At 52.0% G+C, this 22,212-nt stretch carries 14 protein-coding genes and 3 pseudogenes; 7 read left to right on the top strand and 10 right to left on the bottom strand.

Features of this window, described 5'->3' with window-relative positions; genetic code table 11:
- Nucleotides 1-119: 119 nt before the first annotated feature.
- From DXA15_RS06010 to DXA15_RS05985, 6 genes and pseudogenes are all read right to left on the bottom strand, one after another.
- The gene (locus DXA15_RS06010) at nucleotides 120-5,960 is read right to left on the bottom strand and encodes an N-6 DNA methylase (RefSeq protein ID WP_008655861.1); all 5,841 of its coding nucleotides are present in this window, start codon (nucleotides 5,958-5,960) and stop codon (nucleotides 120-122) included.
- A complete protein-coding gene (locus tag DXA15_RS06005; RefSeq protein ID WP_008645575.1) occupies nucleotides 5,950-6,402 on the bottom strand; it encodes a DUF1896 domain-containing protein in 453 nt (150 codons plus the stop codon). The genes DXA15_RS06010 and DXA15_RS06005 overlap by 11 nt, the downstream gene beginning before the upstream one ends.
- Before the next feature lie 163 nt (nucleotides 6,403-6,565).
- Nucleotides 6,566-8,655: pseudogene (locus DXA15_RS06000) on the bottom strand (DNA topoisomerase).
- A 59-nt stretch (nucleotides 8,656-8,714) separates the two neighbouring features.
- Nucleotides 8,715-10,292, bottom strand: a complete 1,578-nt coding sequence (locus tag DXA15_RS05995) for a DUF4099 domain-containing protein (RefSeq protein WP_008645573.1) — start codon at nucleotides 10,290-10,292, stop codon at nucleotides 8,715-8,717.
- Between the two features lie 19 nt (nucleotides 10,293-10,311).
- Entirely contained in the window at nucleotides 10,312-10,662 is a 351-nt protein-coding gene (locus tag DXA15_RS05990) for a helix-turn-helix domain-containing protein (protein WP_008655857.1), read from the bottom strand.
- A gap of 3 nt (nucleotides 10,663-10,665) precedes the next feature.
- A complete protein-coding gene (locus tag DXA15_RS05985; RefSeq protein ID WP_008655856.1) occupies nucleotides 10,666-11,058 on the bottom strand; it encodes a helix-turn-helix domain-containing protein in 393 nt (130 codons plus the stop codon).
- A gap of 250 nt (nucleotides 11,059-11,308) precedes the next feature.
- On the opposite strand from DXA15_RS05985, the pseudogene DXA15_RS05980 reads away from it, so the two are divergent.
- Together DXA15_RS05980 and DXA15_RS05975 are read left to right on the top strand one after the other, a co-directional pair.
- A pseudogene (locus tag DXA15_RS05980) lies at nucleotides 11,309-11,601 on the top strand (helix-turn-helix domain-containing protein).
- 39 nt (nucleotides 11,602-11,640) lie between these two features.
- Nucleotides 11,641-11,946 (top strand): helix-turn-helix domain-containing protein, encoded by a 306-nt coding sequence (locus tag DXA15_RS05975; protein WP_008645571.1) that lies wholly within the window; start codon nucleotides 11,641-11,643, stop codon nucleotides 11,944-11,946.
- Nucleotides 11,947-12,025: 79 nt separating this feature from the next.
- Here DXA15_RS05975 and DXA15_RS05970 read toward each other — a convergent pair whose 3' ends face one another.
- Both DXA15_RS05970 and DXA15_RS05965 read right to left on the bottom strand, forming a co-directional pair.
- The gene (locus DXA15_RS05970) at nucleotides 12,026-12,388 is read right to left on the bottom strand and encodes a hypothetical protein (protein ID WP_008645570.1); all 363 of its coding nucleotides are present in this window, start codon (nucleotides 12,386-12,388) and stop codon (nucleotides 12,026-12,028) included.
- Nucleotides 12,389-12,399: 11 nt separating this feature from the next.
- A complete protein-coding gene (locus DXA15_RS05965) occupies nucleotides 12,400-13,635 on the bottom strand; it encodes a site-specific integrase (RefSeq protein WP_008645569.1) in 1,236 nt (411 codons plus the stop codon).
- A gap of 357 nt (nucleotides 13,636-13,992) precedes the next feature.
- Between DXA15_RS05965 and DXA15_RS05960 the strand changes: the two genes are divergently transcribed.
- From DXA15_RS05960 to DXA15_RS05950, 3 genes and pseudogenes are all read left to right on the top strand, one after another.
- A complete protein-coding gene (locus DXA15_RS05960; protein ID WP_128133437.1) occupies nucleotides 13,993-14,964 on the top strand; it encodes a T9SS type A sorting domain-containing protein in 972 nt (323 codons plus the stop codon).
- A gap of 92 nt (nucleotides 14,965-15,056) precedes the next feature.
- A pseudogene (locus tag DXA15_RS05955) lies at nucleotides 15,057-16,180 on the top strand (aldose epimerase family protein).
- Between the two features lie 499 nt (nucleotides 16,181-16,679).
- Nucleotides 16,680-17,039, top strand: coding sequence for a hypothetical protein (locus tag DXA15_RS05950; protein WP_128133436.1), 360 nt, complete (start codon nucleotides 16,680-16,682; stop codon nucleotides 17,037-17,039).
- 6 nt (nucleotides 17,040-17,045) lie between these two features.
- On the opposite strand, the gene DXA15_RS05945 is transcribed toward DXA15_RS05950, so the two are convergent.
- Both DXA15_RS05945 and DXA15_RS05940 read right to left on the bottom strand, forming a co-directional pair.
- Complete coding sequence (locus DXA15_RS05945; protein WP_128133435.1) at nucleotides 17,046-19,037, bottom strand: OmpA family protein; 1,992 nt, start codon at nucleotides 19,035-19,037, stop codon at nucleotides 17,046-17,048.
- A 70-nt stretch (nucleotides 19,038-19,107) separates the two neighbouring features.
- The gene (locus tag DXA15_RS05940) at nucleotides 19,108-20,325 is read right to left on the bottom strand and encodes an S-adenosylmethionine:tRNA ribosyltransferase-isomerase (RefSeq protein ID WP_128133434.1); all 1,218 of its coding nucleotides are present in this window, start codon (nucleotides 20,323-20,325) and stop codon (nucleotides 19,108-19,110) included.
- A 117-nt stretch (nucleotides 20,326-20,442) separates the two neighbouring features.
- Between DXA15_RS05940 and DXA15_RS05935 the strand changes: the two genes are divergently transcribed.
- Nucleotides 20,443-21,516 carry a DUF2027 domain-containing protein gene (locus DXA15_RS05935; RefSeq protein WP_010802000.1) on the top strand — a complete coding sequence of 358 codons (1,074 nt, stop codon included), beginning with the start codon at nucleotides 20,443-20,445 and terminating at the stop codon, nucleotides 21,514-21,516.
- Between the two features lie 203 nt (nucleotides 21,517-21,719).
- Nucleotides 21,720-22,196, top strand: a complete 477-nt coding sequence (locus tag DXA15_RS05930) for a CYTH domain-containing protein (RefSeq protein ID WP_010802001.1) — start codon at nucleotides 21,720-21,722, stop codon at nucleotides 22,194-22,196.
- The last annotated feature ends 16 nt before the right edge of the window (nucleotides 22,197-22,212 follow it).

Raw genomic sequence — 22,212 nt, 5'->3', positions numbered from 1 at the left:
TGCCCAAAAAGAAAGAAATTCTTGCAATCACTCTTCTACAGATACTTGCAGAGGGGATAAGATTTACTTTTAGACCTTTTGGATAGCCCCTATTAATATTTTATATAAAATTCATAATTTTAAATTTTTATCCCTTTCGATCGGTTTTCATCCTTAAACTGAAAACCCGGACGCCCGATAATGATATGATTGGCAATGAAATTGCCAGACGGACTTCGTTTATCCATCGGGCTGCGAATCTGCGGGACATCATCGGTTTGTTGTGGCGATATGCTCCGTACACCTTCCGCATCTGGCTTGATCTCCTGCCCGTTCTTTTCTTTTTCGGTGACTTCCTGCGCGGGCGGCGCAAGCTCCAACTGTATCTTGCGGTCAAGCGCGGCAAGTTCGGACTTCAACTGTTTCAGTTCGTCCTCTTTCTTCCACACCTTGCCCGCTATCTCCTGCAACTGCGGAACCTCCTTTTCCAGCACCTCGTTCTTCGCCTTATACTGGTCGATGATGGACGGAATCCTCTCCAATGCATTCAGGAAATTACGTGCGGCGGCTACCGGGTCAGCCATCGCCAGATGCCCGTTGTTATAGGTGTATTTGTAATTCCCTTCCACCACGAAGCGATTGTCGGTAAATTCCAGCCCCTCTTTGAGTATCCTCTCGCTGACCACCATTATCGGGAAACCGTAAATCTCCCCGACAGGCTTGTACAAACCGCCCGTCGTGGCGTTCTTGGCTATCTCCTGCAAACGCTTTCCAATAACTTTTTCGTCGGTTGAATCCACGCCGTCCACCTTGACAATATTAAGGCGACTACCTTCCTTATCAGTCTGCACAACGGAAAGAAAACGGTTCCAGTCCTCCGTCATGGCTTCGATGACAGCCGTGTTGTTGCGCAGTTCCCCCGTCTTGGCTTCCAGCTTGAACTCCGAATCGCGCTTGCCCTTGTTGAACGACTTGCGTTCCCCTTCAAGCGATGCGATACGCTTCTCCAGTTTCGCCTTGTCCAAAAGGTCGGTATTGCCGGAGAGCAACGCCATGTACTCCGAGAAGTTCATGCCCGATTTCTCGTCCATAGCCCCCTCATCGATGGTACGTGCGCCCATCGCCCCGCTTTTGAGCTGCGAGATGAACGTCTGCTTGCAGTGCAGCAGGTTGAACTTGTAGCTGTCCAACGACTTTTCCACCGCGTAGATGATGACATCCACATTGTTCCCGGCAAAACGCTTGGCAATCTCGTTGCCCGCCCTAACTCCGCGTCCGTCACGCTGTTGCAGGTCGGATGGACGCCACGGCGTATCCAAATGATGGATTGCGACACACCGTTTCTGCGCGTTCACACCCGTTCCGAGCATGGAAGTGGAACCGAACAGCACGCGCACCGTTCCGGCGTTCATGGCGTCTATCACCCCCTTGCGTGCCTTGTCGGTCTTGCACTCCTGAATGAAGCGCACCTCGCTTGCCGGGATGCCGTAGTCCTCCGTCAGCTTCCGCTTTATCTCGCTGTACACGTTCCATCCGTCGCCCGGCTGGTATGTTCCCAGATCCGAGAACACGAACTGCGTGCCTTTCTGCGCGTCGTATTTGTGGTAATACTCCGCAATCGTCTTGGCGCAGTGGGAAGCCTTGTTGTCGGGGTGGTCCTCATAATGCGGGTCTATCATGCGCATGTCGAGAGCCATCTTCCGCGCGTAATCGGTGGCGATAAGCATCTTCGCCTTCTCCTCCGTTTCCGACAGGGGCGGTCTGCCCAGCAGCGTGGCGTCACCCGTCTTGGCGAACTGCATCAGCTGTTTGATGAAATACTCTTGGTCGGGCGTGGGAGGTATGTGATGCAGTATCTCGTTCTTACGCGGACGATCCACACCCACGTCCTCCGCCGTGCGGTAATCGGTAATCTCGTTGTAGAAGGCGGCAAGCTCCGGCACTTTGATGAAATATCGGAAACGCTCCTTCTGAACCACATTGTTCGTCACGTTGAACTCGAAGTCGGTTGTCTTTTTGGCGAAAATTGCCGCCCATGCGTCGAAGCATCGGATATCCTGCCTTTCCAATTCCTTCGGACGCAGATACTTGAAGAGCAGGTACAATTCCGTCAGACTGTTGGAAATGGTTGTGCCGGACAGGAACGTAGCCCCCAAGTCCTTGTCCGTGCGCTCCTGTATAGTTCGTATGGCAAAAAGCATATTCAGGGCTTTCTGGCTTCCTTCCGAGTTTCCCAACCCCGCCACACGGTCATGCCGGGTGTTGAAAGTCAAGTTCTTGAATTGGTGGCTCTCGTCAATGAAGATGTGGTCGATGCCCATCTGCTTGAAGTCCACTACGTCATCCGTGCGGGATTTGATGGCGTGTTCCACTTTCTCCAACTTCGCCACAAGGTTGTGCTTGCGTTTCTCCAATCCTTTCAGCATCGCCCGCGACACGTTCTTGCCCTGCTGCCGCAGCACTTCAAGGTTTTCCTCCACCGTGTCAAGCTCCGCTTGCAGGATGCGCTGTTGCAACTCCGGCGACTGTGGTATCTTGCCGAACTGGTCGTGCGACATGATGACGCAATCGTAGTCGTTGTTCTTGATGTTGTTGAAAAAACGCACGCGGTTGGCAGTCGAGAAATCCTTTTCCGAAGCGTAGAGAATCCTCGCATTAGGATATGCCGCCTGATAAGTGGCTACTATCTCCGCCACGTTCGCCTTCAAGCCGATAATCATCGGCTTGTGCGCCAAGTTCAGACGCTTCATTTCATGCGCTGCAATACACATTATCAGTGTTTTACCTGTTCCAACTTCGTGGTCACAGATCCCGCCTCCGTTCTGTTTTATCATCCAGACGCAATCCTTCTGCGACGGATAAACGCTTTGAATACCCCGGCTTGCCAATCCTTTCAGATTGAGGTCGGGAAACGTCTGGTGCGAACCGTCATACTTCGGTCGCACGAAACAGTTGAACTTGCGGTTGTACATTGTCGTCAGCCGTTCCTTGAACTGCGGCGACTGCTCTTCCAGCCATTCCGAGAACCCGTTACGGATTTCGTCAATCTTGGCGTTGGCGAGCTGTATGCCCTCGCTGTCGCGCACCTTGATGTCATTGCCATGCTCATCCTTGCCGATGGACTTCATCATGTCGGGGCAGGTGTTGTGCAGGGCGTGTTTCAACAGGTGCATACCGTCATAGTTCCGGTAATAGCCCTTCACTAAAAACTCGTCCGTGATTTTCATGGTGCGGTAGCCGCACGCCACCGAATACTCGTCCATGCTTGCGGAGTAGGCGATTTTCACGTCCGTGTCGAAAAGATGGCTCATGTAGGCGGCGTACACGCCCGTCGGAATCCAGCGTTCCCCGAAATTGAAGTCGAGGTCCTCGAAGGCGATGCGCGGCGGCTCGGCTTCTTTCAGAGCCAACAACGCCTGCTTCACTTCCGGCATACGCCCGTTTTCTGGGTTGTCACCCATCCATGCCTTGATGCGCTCCGCCTTCTCTATCACGTTCCCGGCGATGAACCTGTCCTTTATCTCGTAACCGGTTACGAGCGGGTTGTAGAAGATGCGTCCTTTGAGGGCGTCAAGCAATCCCTCTTCCGTGCTGTCGGTTATCTCCCGCATATAGTCGAGATTGACCGTGCCGAACTTGTTGAGCGATGCGGAGAGTGCCTCTTCGGGAGAGCTTACGTTGGCATGGCTCTCCACCGAGAAGGAAACGGGACGCTCGAAGATGTCCGCCTTGACGAACCTGCCGTCTTCCGCACGTTCCAACGAAAGGATGTCGCGCCCGGCGGCATCCATCATCAACAGTTTCACGTTCTGCTTGGCATTGAGGTTGCCGTAGCGCATGACAAACTCATCGTAGCAGGTGTTCAACGCTATGCGTTGTGCAGACCCTTCATCGTGATACTCCGCCTCGTAGCGGTAAAGCCGCTCGTATGAATCACGGAGTGACACATACAACATCGCTTTCTCCTTCTGGTAGCCAGTCAGGTCAAGCGGTTGGAATGTCGCGCCGTAAGGCGTGAGGTCTTTCAAATAACCGAGATTGCGTGAAGCATCCAGTACCATAGAGCCGTCACGATAGTGCGGCTCCAGCATGCCGTTGAACGGACGGGGAGAAAGGTCGAGAGGTTCCTCCTCCGGTTTTTCCGCTTCCATTTCGGGGAAAAGGGAGGTTGCAGCCGTTTCCGTTGCGTGAGCGGCAGGAGTGGCGGCAACTTCCGGCTGCGTTTCGGGTTGCCGTGTTTCCTGCTCCGGTGCGGCTTTCACGTCCGGGACATGCTGCCGTTTCTCCTGATGCTGTGCCGCCAGCCTGCGAAGCTCCTTGCGTCGCTCCGGCGTGAGGTCCATCATCATTTCATAGAAGCCGTTGATGGGCGGGTTGGTATCCCAATCCAAAGTGGCGTAAATATCATCCGGATCGGCTTTGGCTGCGACACTCACCGGCTTTGTTTCTTGGCTGTCCCTGTTCTCCGTCGGTGGTGCGGCAGACGGCTGTGGCGGTGCGGTCGTAACCTTCGGCGTAACCTGCGCCTGCGGTTTGGGAGGCATACGTCTTGCCGGGCTTTCCTTTTTCGCCGTCTTTTTCTTCTTGGAGGGTGCTTCCTGCTTGCGTACCTCCTCGGTCATGCCCCAGAGGTCGAGCAGGGAGAGCTGCACGCCCTCCGAATAATCGGGACGGTGCGGCTCTATCTCCGGCTTTTCTTCCTCCGGCTGCGGTGTTACCGCTTCGGGCTTGGCTGCCATTTCATTACGTGGCTGTATCTCAGGAGTGACAACTGGTATGGAAATGGTTTCCGTAACCGTGCTTTTCCCCTGTGCCGGATGCAGGCTGTACATTTCATACAGTTCTTTGTCAAACTGATGCAACTCGATTTTCAGATGTTCCCGCAAGTCCTCCGCCATTTGCCCGATGCCGCCCCGGTGCAGGAGTTGATAGGCAGGTTTCCCGTAAGGGTCTGTGCCTCTGATTAAATCCGTATTGGAAAGAGAGCTGATGCTCCATACATACCCGTTCACCGAAGTGCCGATGGGCGTCTGTTCGGTCTGCATGAAAAGTTTCTCGTTGTAGTACAGTTCCCCGTTCTTTCCGCTGTTCTTTTGCAGGATAATCAGGTCGCTGCCCACCTCCGTACCCGCGTTGTCCGTGAAGAGATTGTTCGGCAGGCGTGCGACACCCACCAGATTGGCATTACGCATCATATACTCGCGTATGGGTGCGTTGGACGGTGCGTCCAGCACCCCCTGCGAGGTGATGAACGCCACGATGCCGCCCTCACGCACAGCGTCAAGGCTTTTCAGGAAGAAGTAGTTGTGTATTGCCTTCGGTGCGGAACGCCTTGCCGGGTCTTGGCTTCCTGTAAACTCCGGGTCGAACACAGCCACGTCGCCGAACGGGATGTTCGAGATGGCAAGGTCGAAATAATCCGTGAAGGGCTTCTCTATCTTCTCGAATCCCTGCACCCTTACCTTTTGGTCGGGATGCAGGTGTCCCAATATCTTGCCCGTCATCAGGTCTTTCTCGAAAGCCATGATGTCCGCGTCCGGCTTGTTTTCCAGCACGGCATCCACGAATGCGCCCACGCCCGCCGACGGCTCCAACACACGGTCGGGACGTATGCCGTGTTCATGCAGAGCCTCCGCAATCGTGCCGGTTATCTCCGGCGGTGTGTAGAATGCGGTCAGCACGGACTGCTTCATGGCATCCGCGTACCGCTTGTACTCCGTATCGTCCTTGCTGTTTTCACGCACCAGCCTGTGCAGTTCCACCGTAGGGGCAAACAGTTCGAGGTCCGATTTCGCCCAATGCACGGCATCCGTCAGTTCCTTTGCCGGGTTCAGTATGCACTTCAACCCGCCGAAACCGCAATACTTCCGAAGTATGGCTTGTTCCTCGGCGGTTGCCGTCCTCCGTTCCCTGTCAAGGATGAATGCCGTCCGTATCGCCTCGATGTTGTCCCGCAGCCGTTGTTTGCGGTTAAACGCCATATTCCCCGATATAAAGGACGACGGCTCCCGTCAGCTCCGTGTAGAGCAGGTCGTATTCGGGCGACAGGGCGAAGTTGTCGTCCGAAAGATCATAGGCGGAGAATACGTTGCCGACAGGCGGCAGCAGCTTTCGGATGAAGGCTTCGCGTTTCTTTTCCGGCACTTCGTCGGCAAACTCGTTTTCCACGACTTCGCGGAGGATGGCGTACTTGGAATAGCGAAGACCACGCAGGAGCGTGTCCATCGCCAACTCCTGCGCCCCCTCGGACGGATAGCCTTCGAGCCGCGCACGCTCATACGTTTCGGCGGCACGGTCGGCACGTTCCCGGATGAAGGCATCGTCGGAAGCCTGTTCAAACCTGTTCGTGCGGAGATAGTCCAGCAGGTACAGACCGTAATAGGAAAAGTCGGTCTGACCTTCGTTTTTCTTCTTGTTGTTCATTACTTTGGAATTTAGTGGGTTGATAATGATGGGGATAATCGTCTGAAAAGGAGAATGAAAAGGCACTCGGTATCCCTCCGAGTGCCACCACTAAATCCAAAGTATGAGTGTAATCCGGTATCGAAGAACAATTCATTACTCTGAACAAGTGGCAAAGTTAATACTATTTCTTCCGTCCTGAAAATTTCCTGCTCGTTTTCCTTTCGGGGAACACGAAAGTCGTGTTATAGTCCCCGTCAAAGGCGACTATGGCGTCGAAGCTCTTGCCCTGCTTGCTCTTGAAGCCTTTGAGCGGCTTCGTATGCCCATCGGTGAGCAGCTCTTTGATCTCGTCATCGGAAAGGGTGCGGTTCGCCTTCAGGCGGAACACGGGTAGCCCGCAGTCCGCGTTGTCGCAGCGGACGACCTTGCCGTAGAACTGCATACTGCCCGTTCCGCACTTGGGACACTTGCAGCCGGAATCCCTGCGGGCGAACAGCTTGTCGCACGAGAGCAGTTCGGAGGTAATCTCCTTTGTGTACGCCTCTATCTCCTTGCAGAAGGTGTCGGCGGGCAGCTCCCCGCGCTCGATGCGTGCCAGATTCTTCTCCCATTCGCCCGTCATGGCGACGTCGGCGATGCGCATCGTCTTCACGACAGAGTAAAGGGCAAGCCCTTTTTCTGTCGGCACAAGCGATTTCTTGCAGCGTTCCATGTAGCCGCGCTTGAAGAGCGTTTCGATGATGGCGGCACGGGTGGCGGGCGTGCCGATGCCGCAGTCCTTCAAAGCCTGACGGAGTGCGTCGTCCTCTATGTCCTTGCCCGCCGTTTCCATAGCCGAGAGCAAGGTTGCTTCGGTATGCAACGGCTTGGGTTTGGTCTTTCCCTCCGTGATGGAACAGCCTTTCAACGTCAGCGTGTCGCCTTCCCGCCAGCCGGGGATGGCGGTTTCTTCCTTGTCCTCCTCACCATATACGGCACGCCATCCGGCTTGCCTGATGACGCTGCCTTTCACCGTGAACTCCACTCCGGCACACTCCGCCGTGACGGTAGCGGTGTCCTTGACGCATTTCTCGGAGAACGCCTCGATCATGCGCCCGGCAACCATCTGATAGACGGTGTTGTCTTCTTTGGAGAGGAACAGCGGTTTCTCTCCCGTGACGAGCAGGGCGTGGTGGTCCGTCACCTTGCTACCGTCCACGCTTCTGCGTGTCGGGACGGCTTTCGGCTGCACCTTGCCTTTCCATTCGGGCAAAGCCCCGATGAAGGCGAGCAGCTTGGGGATTTCGGCGAACACGTCTCGGGGATGTAGCGGCTTCCGGTTCTCGGATAGGTGATGAGCTTCTTCTCGTAGAGCTTCTGCGCGATTTCAAGCGTCTGTTCCGCCGTGAAGCCGTGCTTGGTGTTGGCTTCCTTCTGGAGCGTGGTCAGGTCGTACAGGAGCGGTGTTTCCTCCGTCTTCTCCTTGCGTTCGGCTTTCGTGACGGTGGCTGTGCCTGCCGACTTCACCTTATTATACAGTTCCGTCGCGGGCTCTTTCTCTTTCCATTTTTCGGAAGAGGAAAACTTCACAGTTCCTTCGTCGCAGCCGTCCGTTGCGATATGGAGCTGCCAGAAGGCTTCGGGCGTGAAGCGGCGGTTCTCCCAGTAGCGTGCGCACACCATCGCCAATGTAGGTGTCTGCACCCGCCCGACGGAGTAAGTGCCGTGTCCGGCGGCGATGGAGAGTGCCTGCGTGCCGTTGATGCCCACGAGCCAGTCCGATTCGCTCCGCGCTTTGGCGGCAAGATAGAGGTCGTCGTATTTGCCGCCCGCTTCAAGGTTGCGCAGTCCCTCGCGGATAGCCTTGTCGGTAAGCGAGCTTATCCAGAGGCGGACGAACGGGGTGGCGCATCCGGTGTAATGGTAGAGGTAGCGGAAAATAAGCTCACCCTCGCGTCCGGCATCGGTCGCCACGATGATCTGTTCACTTTCCTTGAATAGCCGGGTGACGGTCTTGATCTGCGTCACCACGCCGCTGTCGGGCTTGTAGCCCTTCTCCGTCTTTACCTGACGGGGGACGAGCGTGAAGGTGTCGGGGATGACGGGCAGGTTGTCACGGACGAAGCCGCGTATGCCGTAGCCGTCGGGCATGGCAAGCTGTACGAGATGTCCGAACGCCCAAGTCACGGCGTAGCCGCCTCCCTCGAAATATCCTTCCTCTCTCTTTGTCGCGCCCACGATACGGGCGATCTCACGTGCCACAGACGGCTTTTCTGCAATGATTGTCTTCATATTCTTCTGTCGTTTTGAATTTTACAAATGTTACTTCGGATTTAGTGGCGGACACCGGATTACATCTTCATGCCCTTATTGTTTCTTTTTTGCGGCTTCTCCTGCTGCTGTTGCTGCGCGGTGTCCTTCGGGGCGGTCTGTCCCTTCCGCAACGGCTCCTTCAGGTTCTTGGTAGCCTCGTTGGTCTTGCCCTCGCTGTTCACCGCCACCTGCGTGCGGCTCTCGTTGGAAGGCGCGACCTTCTGCGCGTTGTCGGGGTTGGTGTCGTAGCGGTACGGGCGTCCCTTCTCCGGGTTGAACTTGATGTACATCGTGGCGTGGAAGCCCTGCTTGTCGGTCACGTTCTCCAGTTTCACGGCTTTGCCCGCCACGTAGTCGGCTTTCTGCTGCTCGGTGAAGTCCACGCCGCTCCATTTGCTGATGGGGCGGATGCTGCCGTCGGCGTTCGTCCACGTGTTGCGGCGTTGCTCCTTGTTCGTGTTGGCTGTGTTTTCCGTACCTTGCGCCTGTTTCTCCTTATTTTCCTGTGTCTGGACGGCACGGGGCGACCTGCCGGTTCCCGGCACGAACTCCACGCCGCGCTGCTCCACGTTCACTTGCAGGGTGGTGACGAACTTCCTGCCGTCCTTGCGTTCGATGAGTTTGTCACGCACGGGCAGACCGGCACGCAGCATGTCCTGCTCCTGCTTGGTGATTTCCGTCTTGCCGATGCGTTCCGGTATGCGCACCTTGCTGGCCGAGACATCCGTGATTTCGTTCGTCTTGCGGTCGATGCTGACGAACGAGGGGATGATCTCGCCCGTTTCCCTGTCCACGAGGTCCACGACCCTGCCGAGGTTGCCCGTTTCGCGCAGGTTCTTCCGGTCATCGTCGGAGAACTTGTGTTCCTTGTAGTCGTCGAGCTTCTGCTCCTTGCGGATGAAGTGCGGCACAAGGCTGACGTTGCCCTCGCCGTCCTTCTTGAAGGAGAGGCGGGCGTCCAGTTCGAAAGCCTCTCCGCCGAAATTGGGCGACACCCTCACCAAGTCGGACTTGCCGTAGTTGAGCATCCTGTTAAGGTCGCCCGACTTTTCAAGGTCGTCGCGCTTCACGCCCCATTTCTCCTCCAACTTCTGCCAGTTGATCTTGCTCTCGTCGATGGGCTGGTAGCCCCGGTTGCCCTGCGTCTGCTGAGGACTTTCCTGATTCTGTTCGTTTTTCTGTTCCATTTCTTCCTGTTTTTTAGGTTCGTCATCTTGTTTCTGTTCCGGTTGTTCCTGTTTTTCGGCGGACTGCTCCTCCTGTACTTTCTTTTCGTAGCCGGAGGTGTCCACCTTGTGGGGCGCAAGCATCTCCTTGTTGCCGTCGGGATCTTTCAGCAAGTCCTTGATAACCTCCAGCAGTTTGTCGGCTTGGTCCGCCGCGACACGGTAGAAACCGAAGCGGCTGGGTTCCCTGCACTGCCGGAAGAAGTTCCTGAAGAAGTTGTCCAGCACGTCGCCGTGCCGGTCGAATTGCAGGAAACTCTGCGCGTTCTCCGCTTTCGCGGGGATACGCTTGGGGGAGCCGTCGGCGTTCAGCCCGGCTACCACGCTGATTTCGCCCGTCTTCTCGTCACGGACAACCAGCACGTCCTTTTCGTCTTTTTTCTTTGCCATCTGAAAAATGTTTTAATGGTTATTTTTGAAAGAAATTATGGATACGAGCCTTGTAGAAGGCTATGTCTTCCTTGCGGAAATCCTTTACATGTTCGGAGAGGAACGTCAGCACGTCCGCCTCGCTGTAATAGGTCTTTTTGCCGAGCGTCTTGTAGGGCAGCGCGCCGATGCTGCGGTAGCGTTGCAGGGTGCGCTTGCTGATCTGGAGCAGTATGCACAGGTCTTGGTTGTCGAAAAGCCTGATCCCGTCCATCGGGTTCGGGGCTTTGCCGGACGGCTGCATGGAGAGCAGCATCTCGTCCTGACGGTCGAGCCGTTCCATCACCTTCTGCATCCAGTTCTCGAAATTGTTGCGGGTAAGCAGTTCCATGTCTTACGTCCTCCTTCCTTTGGGTCTGCCGCCCGTGCGCAGCGTGTGGTTGCGTTTCAACTGTTCCGGTGTCGCGGCTTCGCCCGTAACGGTGCTGTCTTCGAGCAGGCGGTCGATTTCCGACTGCCGGTAGCGGCACTTGCCGCGCAGCACGACATAGGCGATGCGCTGTTCGCTGCGCATGCGCTGGAGGGTGCGGCAACTCACGTTCAGCAGGTGCGCCGCCTCGCGGGTGGTGAGCAACCTGTCGGGAGCTTCTTCCTTCCTACCGCCGGAAACGGCACGCACGTGTGCCGCTATCTCGGCTATCTGTTCCGTCAATGCGGTGAAGGCGGAACTTTCCATCGTTATCACTTTCATATTCAGTTCTTTCTTTTGGTTTATTTGCATGAACATAGGCTGCGCCTCGGCATACCGTTCAAGCGGGCTTGACGTTCTGCGCTCGGCTTGCGCTATGTTTCTGCGACAAAATTCGGCAATAAACCAAATGGGCTTTAACAGCTCACTACGTGGCTCACGTAAGATTTTTACGGATAATGGCTCCGTAACCCGGACAGACGGCGCAACAAGCTGCCTTTTAGCGGGAAACGGTACGTGTTCAAGGCGGCTTCGTTACCTTTGCGGCAAACTCTGAAATGTTTTGCTTATGGAAATAGTATCTATCGAGAAAAAGACCTCGAGATGATGGTGGCGTCCTTCAACGCCCTCGCGGAGAAGGTAGCCGCCCTGAGGCGCAGGAGCGACGGCGGGCGGATGGAAAGGTGGCTCACGGGCGAGGAGGTCTGCGGGCAGTTGAGGATCAGCCCGCGCACGTTGCAGACTTTGCGTGACAGGCGGCTTATCGGCTACTCGCAGATAAACCGCAGGTTCTATTACAAGCCGGAGGAGGTCAAAAGGCTCATTCCGCTTGTCGGCACGCTCTATCCCGGCGGAAAATGATTTGATTTTTATTATTCACAACCCACTGAATCCGAAGTTATGATGAACGAGAACAATGAAGTGTTTACGATGGAGGACGAGCCGCTTGCCACCGTCGTGCAGAACATGCGCAAAGGCTCGAAATGGCTCTCCGCCTTTCTGGAAAGTTACCGCCCGCCGTTGGACGGGGAGCGTTACCTGACGGACAGGGAGGTGGCGGAACTGCTCCGTGTCAGCCGCCGCACCTTGCAGGAGTACCGCAACAACAGGGTGCTGCCCTTTATACTTTTGGGAGGGAAGGTGCTTTACCCCGAATCGGGGTTGCGTGAACTATTGGAGGCGAACTACCGCAAGCCGATGGAATAAGGCGGCTGCATGAAAAAAGGAAACGGGCAACTCCATACGGGCTGTCCGTTTCCTTTTTCTTTTTTCTTTTTATGCGTGTTTAGCAATACCCGGCTTTTCCGTTCTGTATGAACATCACGTATGCCTGCCGCTTTTCCTTCGAGAGTGCCTTGCCCACCAGCCACGTGCGGAACACGTGTGCATGGTAGGTGTTCAGCCGGAAGGCGATGGGGATGATGATTTCCAGCGAATACACGTCGGCTGAAAGCCCGTTTTCAAGCCGCATGTAGCGACACACCTCGTAGTCGTTCAGCACGTCCGGCTTGCGGACGGCTCTGATGGCGGCGTTCACTGCCGGGACGCCCGTGTGGAACAGTCCGGCGATTTCTGTGGAGGTCATCCATATCTCGTTACCGGTTACGCTGACCGCCTTGTCCTCTATGATGATTATGTCACGTTTCATGGCTTTTCTTTTTAGATGGTGCAACCTGCAAATTCCTCGATGCCGTTCAACCTTGCGGCAAGGTTCTCCATGTCTTGGTTGAGCTTTTCTTTGGTGATTTTCGCGTATATCTGCGTCGTTTTTATGCTCTTGTGTCCCAGCATGGAACTGACCGTTTCGATGGGTACGCCGTTGGAGAGGAACACCGTCGTGGCTGCCGTGTGTCGGCTCTGATGCCACGTGATGTGCTTGGTGATGCCGCAACGCTTGGCGACGGAACGGATTCCGGCAAGGCACGTGTTGTAGTGGGGAACGGGGAAAATCCTGCCGTTCCCGCACAGACCCCGGTATTTGTCGATGATGCGCTTTGCGATGTCGAGCAGGCGGATATTGGACACCACGCCCGTCTTCTGGCGGTTGATGTTTATCCACTCGTGTTCGTCGAAGTAGGTATGGATGTTCTCTTCCGTCAGGTTGCGCATGTCGGCGAACGACAGGCCCGTGAAGGCGCAGAACAGGTAGAGGTCGCGGTAAAGCTCCTGCTTGGCGTTTTTCAGCCTGCCCTCCATCAGCAGCCGGATTTCCTCTTTCGTCAGGAAACTGCGTGTCGTTTCCTCCTTCTTGATTTCATACTCCCGGAATGGGTCGCGTGTGAGCCACTCGTTGTTGATGGCGATGAACACCATCGTCCGCAAGGGGCAGACATACAGCCACACGGTGTTGGTGCAGCAGTGCTTGTCCGTGCGCAGGAACATCTCGAAGTCGGAGATGAAGGCGGGCGTAAGCTCTTTCAGCGCGATGTCCTTCACGCGGTAGCGGATGGTGAGGAACTCTTGCAGGTGCTTGTAAACGGTCCTGTACTTCAGGAGCGTGCCTTTGGCTTTCATGCCAGCATCCACCTGTTTCTCGTAGTCTTCGTTGTGCTGCCGGAACACCTGCATCAGCGTGTGATAGCGATGTTCCAGTCCGAGAAAGGCGTTCTTGACCTTCTCCGCCGTGACGAAGTTGTCACGCTCCATGATTTCCTGATAGTGTTTGTTGATGCGCACACGCATCTTGTCGAGCATGCGGTTCGTTTCGAGTGCCGCCGAGCTTCTGCCCGTGACACGTCCCCCTTTGGTGTCCCACAGCTTGGGATCGACGGTCAGTTTGCAGCTGAACTGCGTTTGGCTGCCGTCCACCGTAATGCGTCCCATGACGGGTACTGTCCCGTCCTTTTTCACTACCTGACGTTTGAGGTAGTAGATTACTGAAAATGTACTCTTCATCGTCCTTATTTTTTTAGGTTCAAAATTAGTTGGTGAAGAGTCCGTCGCCGGTACGCAAAACGGGGAGGAACGGCGCAATCTTTTTCCGTAACCGGATTTGTTGCGTGAGTTGTCAGTAACTCACTAATCCTTAACGCCTTGTTTCGTTATCCGTGTCCGTTTGTCGCCATTCCGTGCATGGTTACGGACAAGTAACGTAGCGGCGTCCTGATTTGGCTTCAGCGGTGATTGCGATGGCTTCACGAATAATCGGAAGCACGACTGAAACCCTTGTAACTCAATTCTATCACTATATCTTTCCGCATTTCTCTTTTTTGTAGTAACTTTGTACGCGAAACTACTATAAAATAATGTATTATGAGTAAATGTCTACTAAGGATTTTGTGCTGTGTCCTGATTATTAACGGAGCGGCTTTTTTTAGTTATGTGAGTGCCCAGTCTGTTCCCAATGGCGATTTCTCTGCTGAATGGGAGACCGGCTATAATGGAGTCGGCAAGCAACCTGCTTTCTGGAAAGCATCGAATGTCAGTCAGATGGGTGTGAAGAAAGAGTTGGTAACCCGCAATTCGGATGGCTCCGTGCAGTTGACCAACCAGTTTGTCGGTTTGTTCGGACTCGGAGCGCCTGCGCCTGCTTATATCTCTTTGGGAACTCCCTGGGTATATGCCAATATTTCGGATATATCCAAGAGTGACGGAGGAACAACCGGAGGATTGGAATTTATCCACCGTCCGGATTCTATTGTCGGCGTATTCAAACGTAAAGTTGTTGCGGAAGAGATTGGCTGGATGGTCCTTTATCTTTGGAAAGGAACAGTCGTTTCCCAAAGTCCGGATGGCAAAGAGTTGATCGATAATGAGAAAGACGTGCTGGCGGAGAATGGCTCTGTTACCCTGATCGGTAAAGCTGAATTTAAAATAGAAGGCGAGTTATCCGACTGGACGCGTATCTCGGTACCTGTCGACTATCTGTCGGAAGAAGCCCCGGAGAAGATGAATATAACCATATCTGGTGCCGATTACCGTAATCGCAGCCTGATAAAGGAGAATAACACCTTGTCGGTGCAAAGTGTGGAACTGATCTATAAAGACCCGGTTTCAACAGAAAAAGTACAATTGCCATCCGATTTGATTTCCGTCGTTGACAATATCCTGTATCTGAATGGTAATTACAAAAACCTGACGGTTTATGCAATGAGTGGAAAACAGGTCTACTATTCTGCCCGTCCGGGAGAAACCGTTTCCCTGTCCTCACTTCCTGTTGGAATTTATTCCTTGAGAGTCGAAGGAGAACAAGGTGTGCAGACGATGAAGTTCCGGGTTCGTTAAAAGATATTATTATTCGGAGGATGAAGGAGATTCTGACTAGAATGGCGTATATTTGCCTATATCCAACAAACACTTTAATTTATCAATTTGAAATGAAAAGACTATGTATGGCTGTTATGGCAATGTGTTTATTGCTGTCATGCGGCGAAAAAAGAGAAGAGGCTACACTCTCCGGGTTAATGAAGTCTGATTTTGTATCGGAAGTGGAAGGTAAGCCGACTGCCTTGTATGTGTTGAAGAATAAAAATGGGGCAGAGGCTTGTATTACAAACTACGGTGGACGCCTGGTTTCTGTAATGGTTCCGGATAAGAATGGCAAAATGACCGATGTCGTGCTGGGTTATGACAATATCGGGCAGTATGTGCAGTCAGACGGAAACTACGGTGCTTTGATCGGACGTTACGGAAACCGTATCAATCAGGGTAAGTTTACTTTGGATGATGTTGAATATACTCTTCCTCAAAATAACGGTGCGCATTGCCTGCATGGCGGTCCGCAGGGGTATCATGCCCGCATGTGGGATGCTAAGCAGCTGAACGACCAGGCGCTGGAGTTGACTTATCTTTCAAAAGACGGTGAAGCCGGTTTTCCCGGAAATTTGGATATCAAGGTTACTTATACACTGACGGATGACAATGCAGTCGGTATCAAATATGAAGCAACAACCGACAAGAAAACGGTTGTGAACCTGACAAACCATAGTTACTTCAATCTCTCCGGTGTTCCCGGTTCCGATGTGTTGGACCAGTTGGTTATGATTAATGCAGACAACTATACTCCGGTTGACAGCACCCTGATTCCTGTAGGTATCAGTCCTGTTGATGGTACTCCGCTGGATTTGCGTACTCCGGTAGCTATCGGCAAACAGATTAACGACCCGTTCCAGCAATTACTGTTCGGGCGTGGGTATGACCTGAACTGGGTACTGAATACAAACGGCGATAAGAATGTTCTGGCAGCAAGGCGTATTCTCCGACCAGCGGTATCGCTCTGGAAGTATATACCAATGAACCGGGTATCCAATTCTATACCGGAAACTTCATGGATGGAAAAGATACCGGAAAGCATGGTGTTTTATATCCGCATCGTGGTGCTTTGTGTCTTGAAACACAGCATTATCCGGACAGTCCCAATCACCCGGATTTCCCGAGTGTAGTGCTTAATCCGGGAGAACAGTACCTCAGTGAATGTATTTATAAGTTTACGGTGGAGTAAGTAGTTCCAGTTTGTAGAAAGGAACGCAGACGGAGCGCAGAATAACGCAGATAATATTTTAATTAATAAGTCTGCGTTATTCTGCGCTCCGTCTGCGTCGTCTACGTCCGGTTATATCCTTTTGGTATATCTTTTTTCTTGTTAATAATTCTTTGCAAAGAATATATATTATTGCTTTTAACTATCTTTGTTTCGTTCAATGGGGAAGCCGTCCTTTGAGTTTCGGTTACTCTCCAGGGGAACGATATGTAAGCGTTTAAGATATTATCTTTGGAACTGAAAATCGCCAAGTTTCTAGTCGGACGAAGATGATAGACAACTGAACGCTCACGCTTGTTATATATACTCCTGTATGTAGAATAGAGCGTGGGCTGTTGTCTTATTATTTGTTCGATGGGTGTTTGGCGATACCTCAGTTCCGAATAATGGATTAACAGTTTCCACGCTTCTTTATGATATAAAATGCCAAACGAGGGAAACGGGGCGGCTTGATTGACGTATGAATCCAAAAGAAAGAGAACGGATTGCTGTTTGCCGTGTTTTACTGGATATCGCCGAAGGAACGGAGGGCTATGCCTCCGTATCTGATTGTCCTCATTATCAACAGTTGCAGAATAAAATCCTTTTGACGGAGCAGGATTTCGAGAAGGCACGGGATACCTCGGTCCTGGAAAGTCTGGTGATCCTGAAAGGGGCGCATTACAACACCAAGATGATGCTGGCACTGACCGTATGTGACCTGTATTCAGAGTATATGGTTATTCCGCTTAACTACCGCCTGGTTTTCGAAACATTGATGAGTGCGATTGACTGGCCCATCTCTTTTTCCGAAGTGCTGGCGAAGAGTAAAACGGAATAACGACTTTTAGAACAGGTTATAGTTTGTTCTGAGTACTTTAAATTCTGTGCGGCGGTTTATCTGGTCTGCTATTTCCTGTTGTTCGGGAGTCAGCGTCAGGATAAACTCTTCCGTCAATACATCTCCTTCATTCAGGAAATCGTAGTTCTTAGCCATTTTCTTATTGATAACTTTCGGCACGCTTTCGCCATAGCCTTTGGCCTCCAGGCGTTCTTTTTCGATACCTCCTGCAATCAGGTAATCCACCACTGATTGGGCGCGGCGTTGTGCCAGACGTTCGTTATACTGGTCGCTTCCTTTACGGTCGGTATGAGCTCCCAACTCGATTGTTACGTTCGGGTTATCGTTCAGCATCTTGATCATTTCATCCAGCGCCTTCTGTGATTCGGGGCGCAGGGTTGCTTTGTCGAAGTCATAGAAGATATTTTCGATAACTACCGGTTTGCTTATCGGGGAGAGGTAGAAGTCTACGATATACGTCTCGTTCTTTTCTTCCGGTCCGGTTTTCAGTTCGAAATTCTGGTTGAGGTAACCGCGGGCGCTTGCCATCATTACGTAACGGATGTCACGTTCCAGTTCTACGCGGTAGGTTCCGTCTTTTTTTGCCAGTACTTTTTCGTTCAGACCGTCTTTACCGACGATGCGGACTGTTGCGTCTTCAATCGGATTCTCGTCCACATCAAACACGATACCTTCGATAAAGATGGTTATGATAGGAAGTTCGAATGAGTACAGGTGGTCGTAGCCGCGGGCGTCATTGCGGTTGGAGCTGAAAAAGCCTTTTTCCTTATCTCCTTCGAAGGTGATACCGAAATCGTCTCCCATCGAGTTGATGGGTGCTTTCAGATTCTCGACATGCCATTTGCCGGTGCTGTCCTGGGTTGCTTTGAACAGGTCCAGTCCGCCCATGCCGGGATGGCCGTTGGAGGCGAAATAGAGTGTGACGGAGTCGCGTACGTACGGAAACATTTCGTCGCCGGGCGTATTGATGTCCGGTCCTAGGTTTTCCATAGGGCCGAAGTCATTACCTACGAGCCGGGAACGGAAAATGTCTTTTCCCCCGAAACCGCCGACAGCGTCCGATACATAATACAGGTATTTCCCGTCGGGCGAGACTGCCGGGTGTCCCAGGGCAGTAACCGAGTCTTTCACGATGCTGGCACGCGTCCCTTTTCCCCATTTGGCGCTGCTGCGGGTGGATACATATATTTCTGACGTGCGCGGTCCTTCCGGGTCCTGTGCACAATAGGTGTAATACATGGTGTTGCCGTCTTTGGAGAAAGAAGGGGTTCCTTCATCAAATTCGGTGTTTACTTCATCTTCCAGTTCGACGGGGGCGAGCCAGTTGCCCTGTTCATCCTGTTTGACCAGGAAGAAATCGTTGTTTCGCTGGCCGGTGATGGCACTGATCGTTTCGTCTTTGTCCTTGTTGGCACCTTTCGGTGTACGGGAAGAGGTGAAGTAGAGTTGGTCGTATTTCTCACCGTAAAGCATCGGGCAGAATTCGCCGCGGCGCGAGTTGAATTTCTCCATCCGCTTGACGATATAACGGTTCGGGTTTTGTTTCCATTGCGGGGCCAGTTCGCTTCCTTTGATACCGTTGAGGGCCAGTTGGCTTTCCGGGTTTAATAACAGGAAGTCGTTGTAATGGCGTATGGCGTCCATATATTTCCCGCTTTTCTGGTACATCTGTCCCAGGCGCAGGCTCACGATACTGTCGGGATAGTCATAGCGCAGCGCATTCATATAGGCACTGGTCGCCCTCGGAGTGTTATTGATAAGCCGGTTACATTCAGCCATCCGGTAGGCGATATACCCGCGTAAATCCCGTTTCTGCGGAGACGTTTTCGTATACACCTTCCGATAAATAGCCGCCGCCTCAAAGTATTCACCAATCCGTTGCTTCTCTTCTGCATCGCTCAGCTTCGCCGATTTGCAGGAAAACAGCAGTAATGCGGTTAAAAACAGTAGTATATAGGGAGTAATCTTCTTATTCATCACCGGATAATCTTTATATTATGTAATAACGAACGGATTGATAGGATATTGCCCGGACCGGGATTCATTATTATAATAGCAGCGAACTATCCCCATAACTCAAAAAACGGAAATCATGTCCCAGGGCATAATCATAGATGTTCTTCCAATCGCCTTTTACGAAGGCTGAGATTAACAGCAGCAAAGTGCTTTTCGGCTGGTGGAAGTTGGTGACGATTCCTTTTACAATCTTGAATTCATATCCTGGGGCAATGATAATCTGCGTGGCTGTAATCAACGTATTCAGCTGGTGTTTGTCCAGATAATCGAGTATGTTTTGCAAAGCCTCGGCCGGTGTCAGGCGGTTATTGGCGTCCTCATACGGCATCCATTGTCTGACAATCAGCTCTTCGGAAGTCGCATCCGGATGGACGGCAAGCGTGACGCCGATATAATACAGGCTTTCGAGCGTGCGGACGGAAGTCGTACCGACAGCAATGATTTTGCCGAAATTCTGCATTACCCGTTCAATAGTGCTGCGGCGTACGGAGATATATTCGGTATGCATTTCGTGCCCTTCTATCGTTTCGCTCTTGACAGGTTTGAATGTCCCGGCCCCGACATGCAACGTCAGTTCTTCACGACCGAAACCTTTGGCATCCAGGTCGGCCAGTACTTCCGGTGTGAAATGAAGTCCGGCTGTCGGTGCGGCAACCGAACCTTTTATTTTGGAGTAAACAGTCTGATAAGTCTTTAAATCACTTTCTTCCGTTTTCCGGTGAAGATACGGAGGTATCGGAAGTTCTCCCGCAGCATCCAGTACTTCGGCAAAGCTGAAACCACCATCCCAACTGAAACGTATCTGATGCGTCTCTCCGTAACTCTGCACTTTTTCGGCAGATAGTCTGACCGTCTGACCCGCAACGGTAATTTCCCGGGAAAGAACCGGCTCCTTCCATTTTTTAGCGTTTCCTATCAGGCAAATCCAGTTACATGCTTCTGTCTGCTGAAAGATAAGTTCATAATCGTGCGGGGCGGCAGGGTCGAGGCAGAACACTTCGATTTGTGCCCCTGTTGCACGTTGGAATAACAACCGTGCCTGGATTACGCGGGTATTGTTGAATACCATCAGTGAGCCTTTCGGCAGATAATCCGTAATATGCTTGAAGACGCTTTCGCTGACCTTTCCGTCACGGTAAAGTAATAATTTGGACTCGTCCCGCTTGGGTAAGGGAAACTTGGCGATTCGTTCATCAGGCAACGAATAATTATAATCTTCAATACTTATCTGTTGAGTTTTTGTAACCATTGCTATCTCTGTTTATCAGGCACATTCTTGTTGAACCGGGTGCAAAAGTACAAATTTGTATGATATTATGGTATAATGAAGTATCTTTGTCGATACGAAATATAAACGACAAAAGCTATGAGTAATATAAAGGTAGGTGATAAAGTCCGCTTCCTGAATACAACGGGAGGCGGTATCGTGCGTGGTTTTAAAGGAAAAGACCAGGTGCTGGTGGAAGATGAAGACGGATTCGACATTCCGGCGCTGATTCGTGAATGCGTTGTGGTTGGCGGAGAGAATGAGATGCAGGTGCATAGTTCGAACCGTCCGAAAGTACAGCCGCAACCGCAGGTGCAACAGTCGGCCCCTAAACCGCAGCCGAAACAGGAGGAAGTGAAAATTGAAGAAACAGCCGAGGGGGAACGGATGAATATCTACCTGGCTTATCTTCCGCTCGAACCGACAAAGGTCATGCAGCAAAGCGGTTATGAAGCCTATTTCATCAACGACAGTAACTATTATCTGTTCTTCAACTATATGAACCGCCATAACAACAGCTGGGTCAGCCGTTACAATGGCCTGATAGAACCGAATACAAAAATCTTCCTGGAAGAATTCGGCAAGGAAGACCTGAACGACCTCGAACGGATATGCGTGCAGCTGATTGCTTTCAAGAAGGATAAGCCTTATTCCCTGAAGAACTCCATCTCCGTTGAGTTACATCTCGATACGGTCAAGTTCTATAAGCAGCATTGTTTTATGGAAAACGATTTCTTTGAGGAAGACGCAATGGTATATCCCATCGTTCGCAACGACGTGCCGGAAAGGGAATTGCTTGTTTCTGCGGCTGACCTGAAAGAGGCGATGTATCAGAAAGTACAGGAAGACCGCCGTGCTCCCCAGACTATCGTGAAGAAGAAATCGGACAGCGCCGTATTGGAAGTCGACTTGCATATCACGGAACTGCTGGACAATACAAACGGATTGAGCAACGCGGATATGCTGACCTACCAGTTGGATAAATTCCATGAAATACTGGGTAAGTACGCAAATCATAAAGGACAAAAGATTGTCTTTATCCATGGCAAAGGGGATGGCGTTCTGCGTAAAGCGATAGAAAAGGAACTGAAAACAAGATACAAACAATACTATTATCAGGATGCTTCTTTCCGTGAATACGGTTTTGGTGCCACTATGGTGACTATCAAATAAGAATTACCTCCTGATAAATAGTCGATAACAACTGGGTAAATCTTATTTACCTTTGCAGGAAATCTGTTGCCGACAGTGTCGAAAGCTTTGCCGACAGCGTCGACAATTTTGCTGACAGTGTCGACAATATTGCCGACGTCGTCGGCAACAACTTCCCTGCTGAGGAAAAAGGTATTAGCTCCGGTTTATAACAGCAACAAGCTATGGCAACCGAAATAGAAAGGAAATTCATTGTAAAGGGAGACTTCTCTAAAGAAGTCTGCGATTCCCAGCGTATCGTGCAAGGCTACATTTGTTCGCAGCCCGGTCGTACGGTGCGTATCCGTATAAGAGGTGAGAAAGGTTTTCTTACCATTAAAGGCCCTTCCGATGATAAAGGCCTGAGCCGTTACGAGTTTGAGCAGGAGATTCCTTTGCCGGATGCCGAACAGCTTCTGACCCTCTGTGAACCGGGAGCTATCGACAAAGTGCGCCATCTGGTTCGCGTCGGCAAACATACCTGGGAGGTCGATGTCTTCCACGGAGCCAACGAAGGCCTGGTTATGGCCGAAATAGAACTGGCCTCCGAAGATGAACCGTTTGAGAAACCCGACTGGATAGGGGAAGAGGTCAGTGGCGACCGTAGATATTACAACTCGATGCTGACTAAGGAACCCTATTCCCAATGGACAAAGAAATAATAATAATTTAAACAAT

This window comes from Parabacteroides sp. AM58-2XD, assembly GCF_003463685.1.
Classification (GTDB): Bacteria; Bacteroidota; Bacteroidia; order Bacteroidales; family Tannerellaceae; genus Parabacteroides; species Parabacteroides segnis.
Note: the sequence above shows the minus strand (reverse complement) of the source record. Positions and strands in the feature narration are given on the sequence as shown.

Excerpts from the sequence above, each read along its gene's own strand:
- DXA15_RS06010 (WP_008655861.1), bottom strand. The coding sequence starts at position 5,960 with ATGGCGTTTAACCGCAAACAACGGCTGCGGGACAACATCGAGGCGATA.
- DXA15_RS06005 (WP_008645575.1), bottom strand. The coding sequence starts at position 6,402 with ATGAACAACAAGAAGAAAAACGAAGGTCAGACCGACTTTTCCTATTAC.
- DXA15_RS05995 (WP_008645573.1), bottom strand. The coding sequence starts at position 10,292 with ATGGCAAAGAAAAAAGACGAAAAGGACGTGCTGGTTGTCCGTGACGAG.
- DXA15_RS05990 (WP_008655857.1), bottom strand. The coding sequence starts at position 10,662 with ATGGAACTGCTTACCCGCAACAATTTCGAGAACTGGATGCAGAAGGTG.
- DXA15_RS05985 (WP_008655856.1), bottom strand. The coding sequence starts at position 11,058 with ATGTTCATGCAAATAAACCAAAAGAAAGAACTGAATATGAAAGTGATA.
- DXA15_RS05975 (WP_008645571.1), top strand. The coding sequence starts at position 11,641 with ATGATGAACGAGAACAATGAAGTGTTTACGATGGAGGACGAGCCGCTT.
- DXA15_RS05970 (WP_008645570.1), bottom strand. The coding sequence starts at position 12,388 with ATGAAACGTGACATAATCATCATAGAGGACAAGGCGGTCAGCGTAACC.
- DXA15_RS05965 (WP_008645569.1), bottom strand. The coding sequence starts at position 13,635 with ATGAAGAGTACATTTTCAGTAATCTACTACCTCAAACGTCAGGTAGTG.
- DXA15_RS05960 (WP_128133437.1), top strand. The coding sequence starts at position 13,993 with ATGAGTAAATGTCTACTAAGGATTTTGTGCTGTGTCCTGATTATTAAC.
- DXA15_RS05950 (WP_128133436.1), top strand. The coding sequence starts at position 16,680 with ATGAATCCAAAAGAAAGAGAACGGATTGCTGTTTGCCGTGTTTTACTG.
- DXA15_RS05945 (WP_128133435.1), bottom strand. The coding sequence starts at position 19,037 with ATGAATAAGAAGATTACTCCCTATATACTACTGTTTTTAACCGCATTA.
- DXA15_RS05940 (WP_128133434.1), bottom strand. The coding sequence starts at position 20,325 with ATGGTTACAAAAACTCAACAGATAAGTATTGAAGATTATAATTATTCG.
- DXA15_RS05935 (WP_010802000.1), top strand. The coding sequence starts at position 20,443 with ATGAGTAATATAAAGGTAGGTGATAAAGTCCGCTTCCTGAATACAACG.
- DXA15_RS05930 (WP_010802001.1), top strand. The coding sequence starts at position 21,720 with ATGGCAACCGAAATAGAAAGGAAATTCATTGTAAAGGGAGACTTCTCT.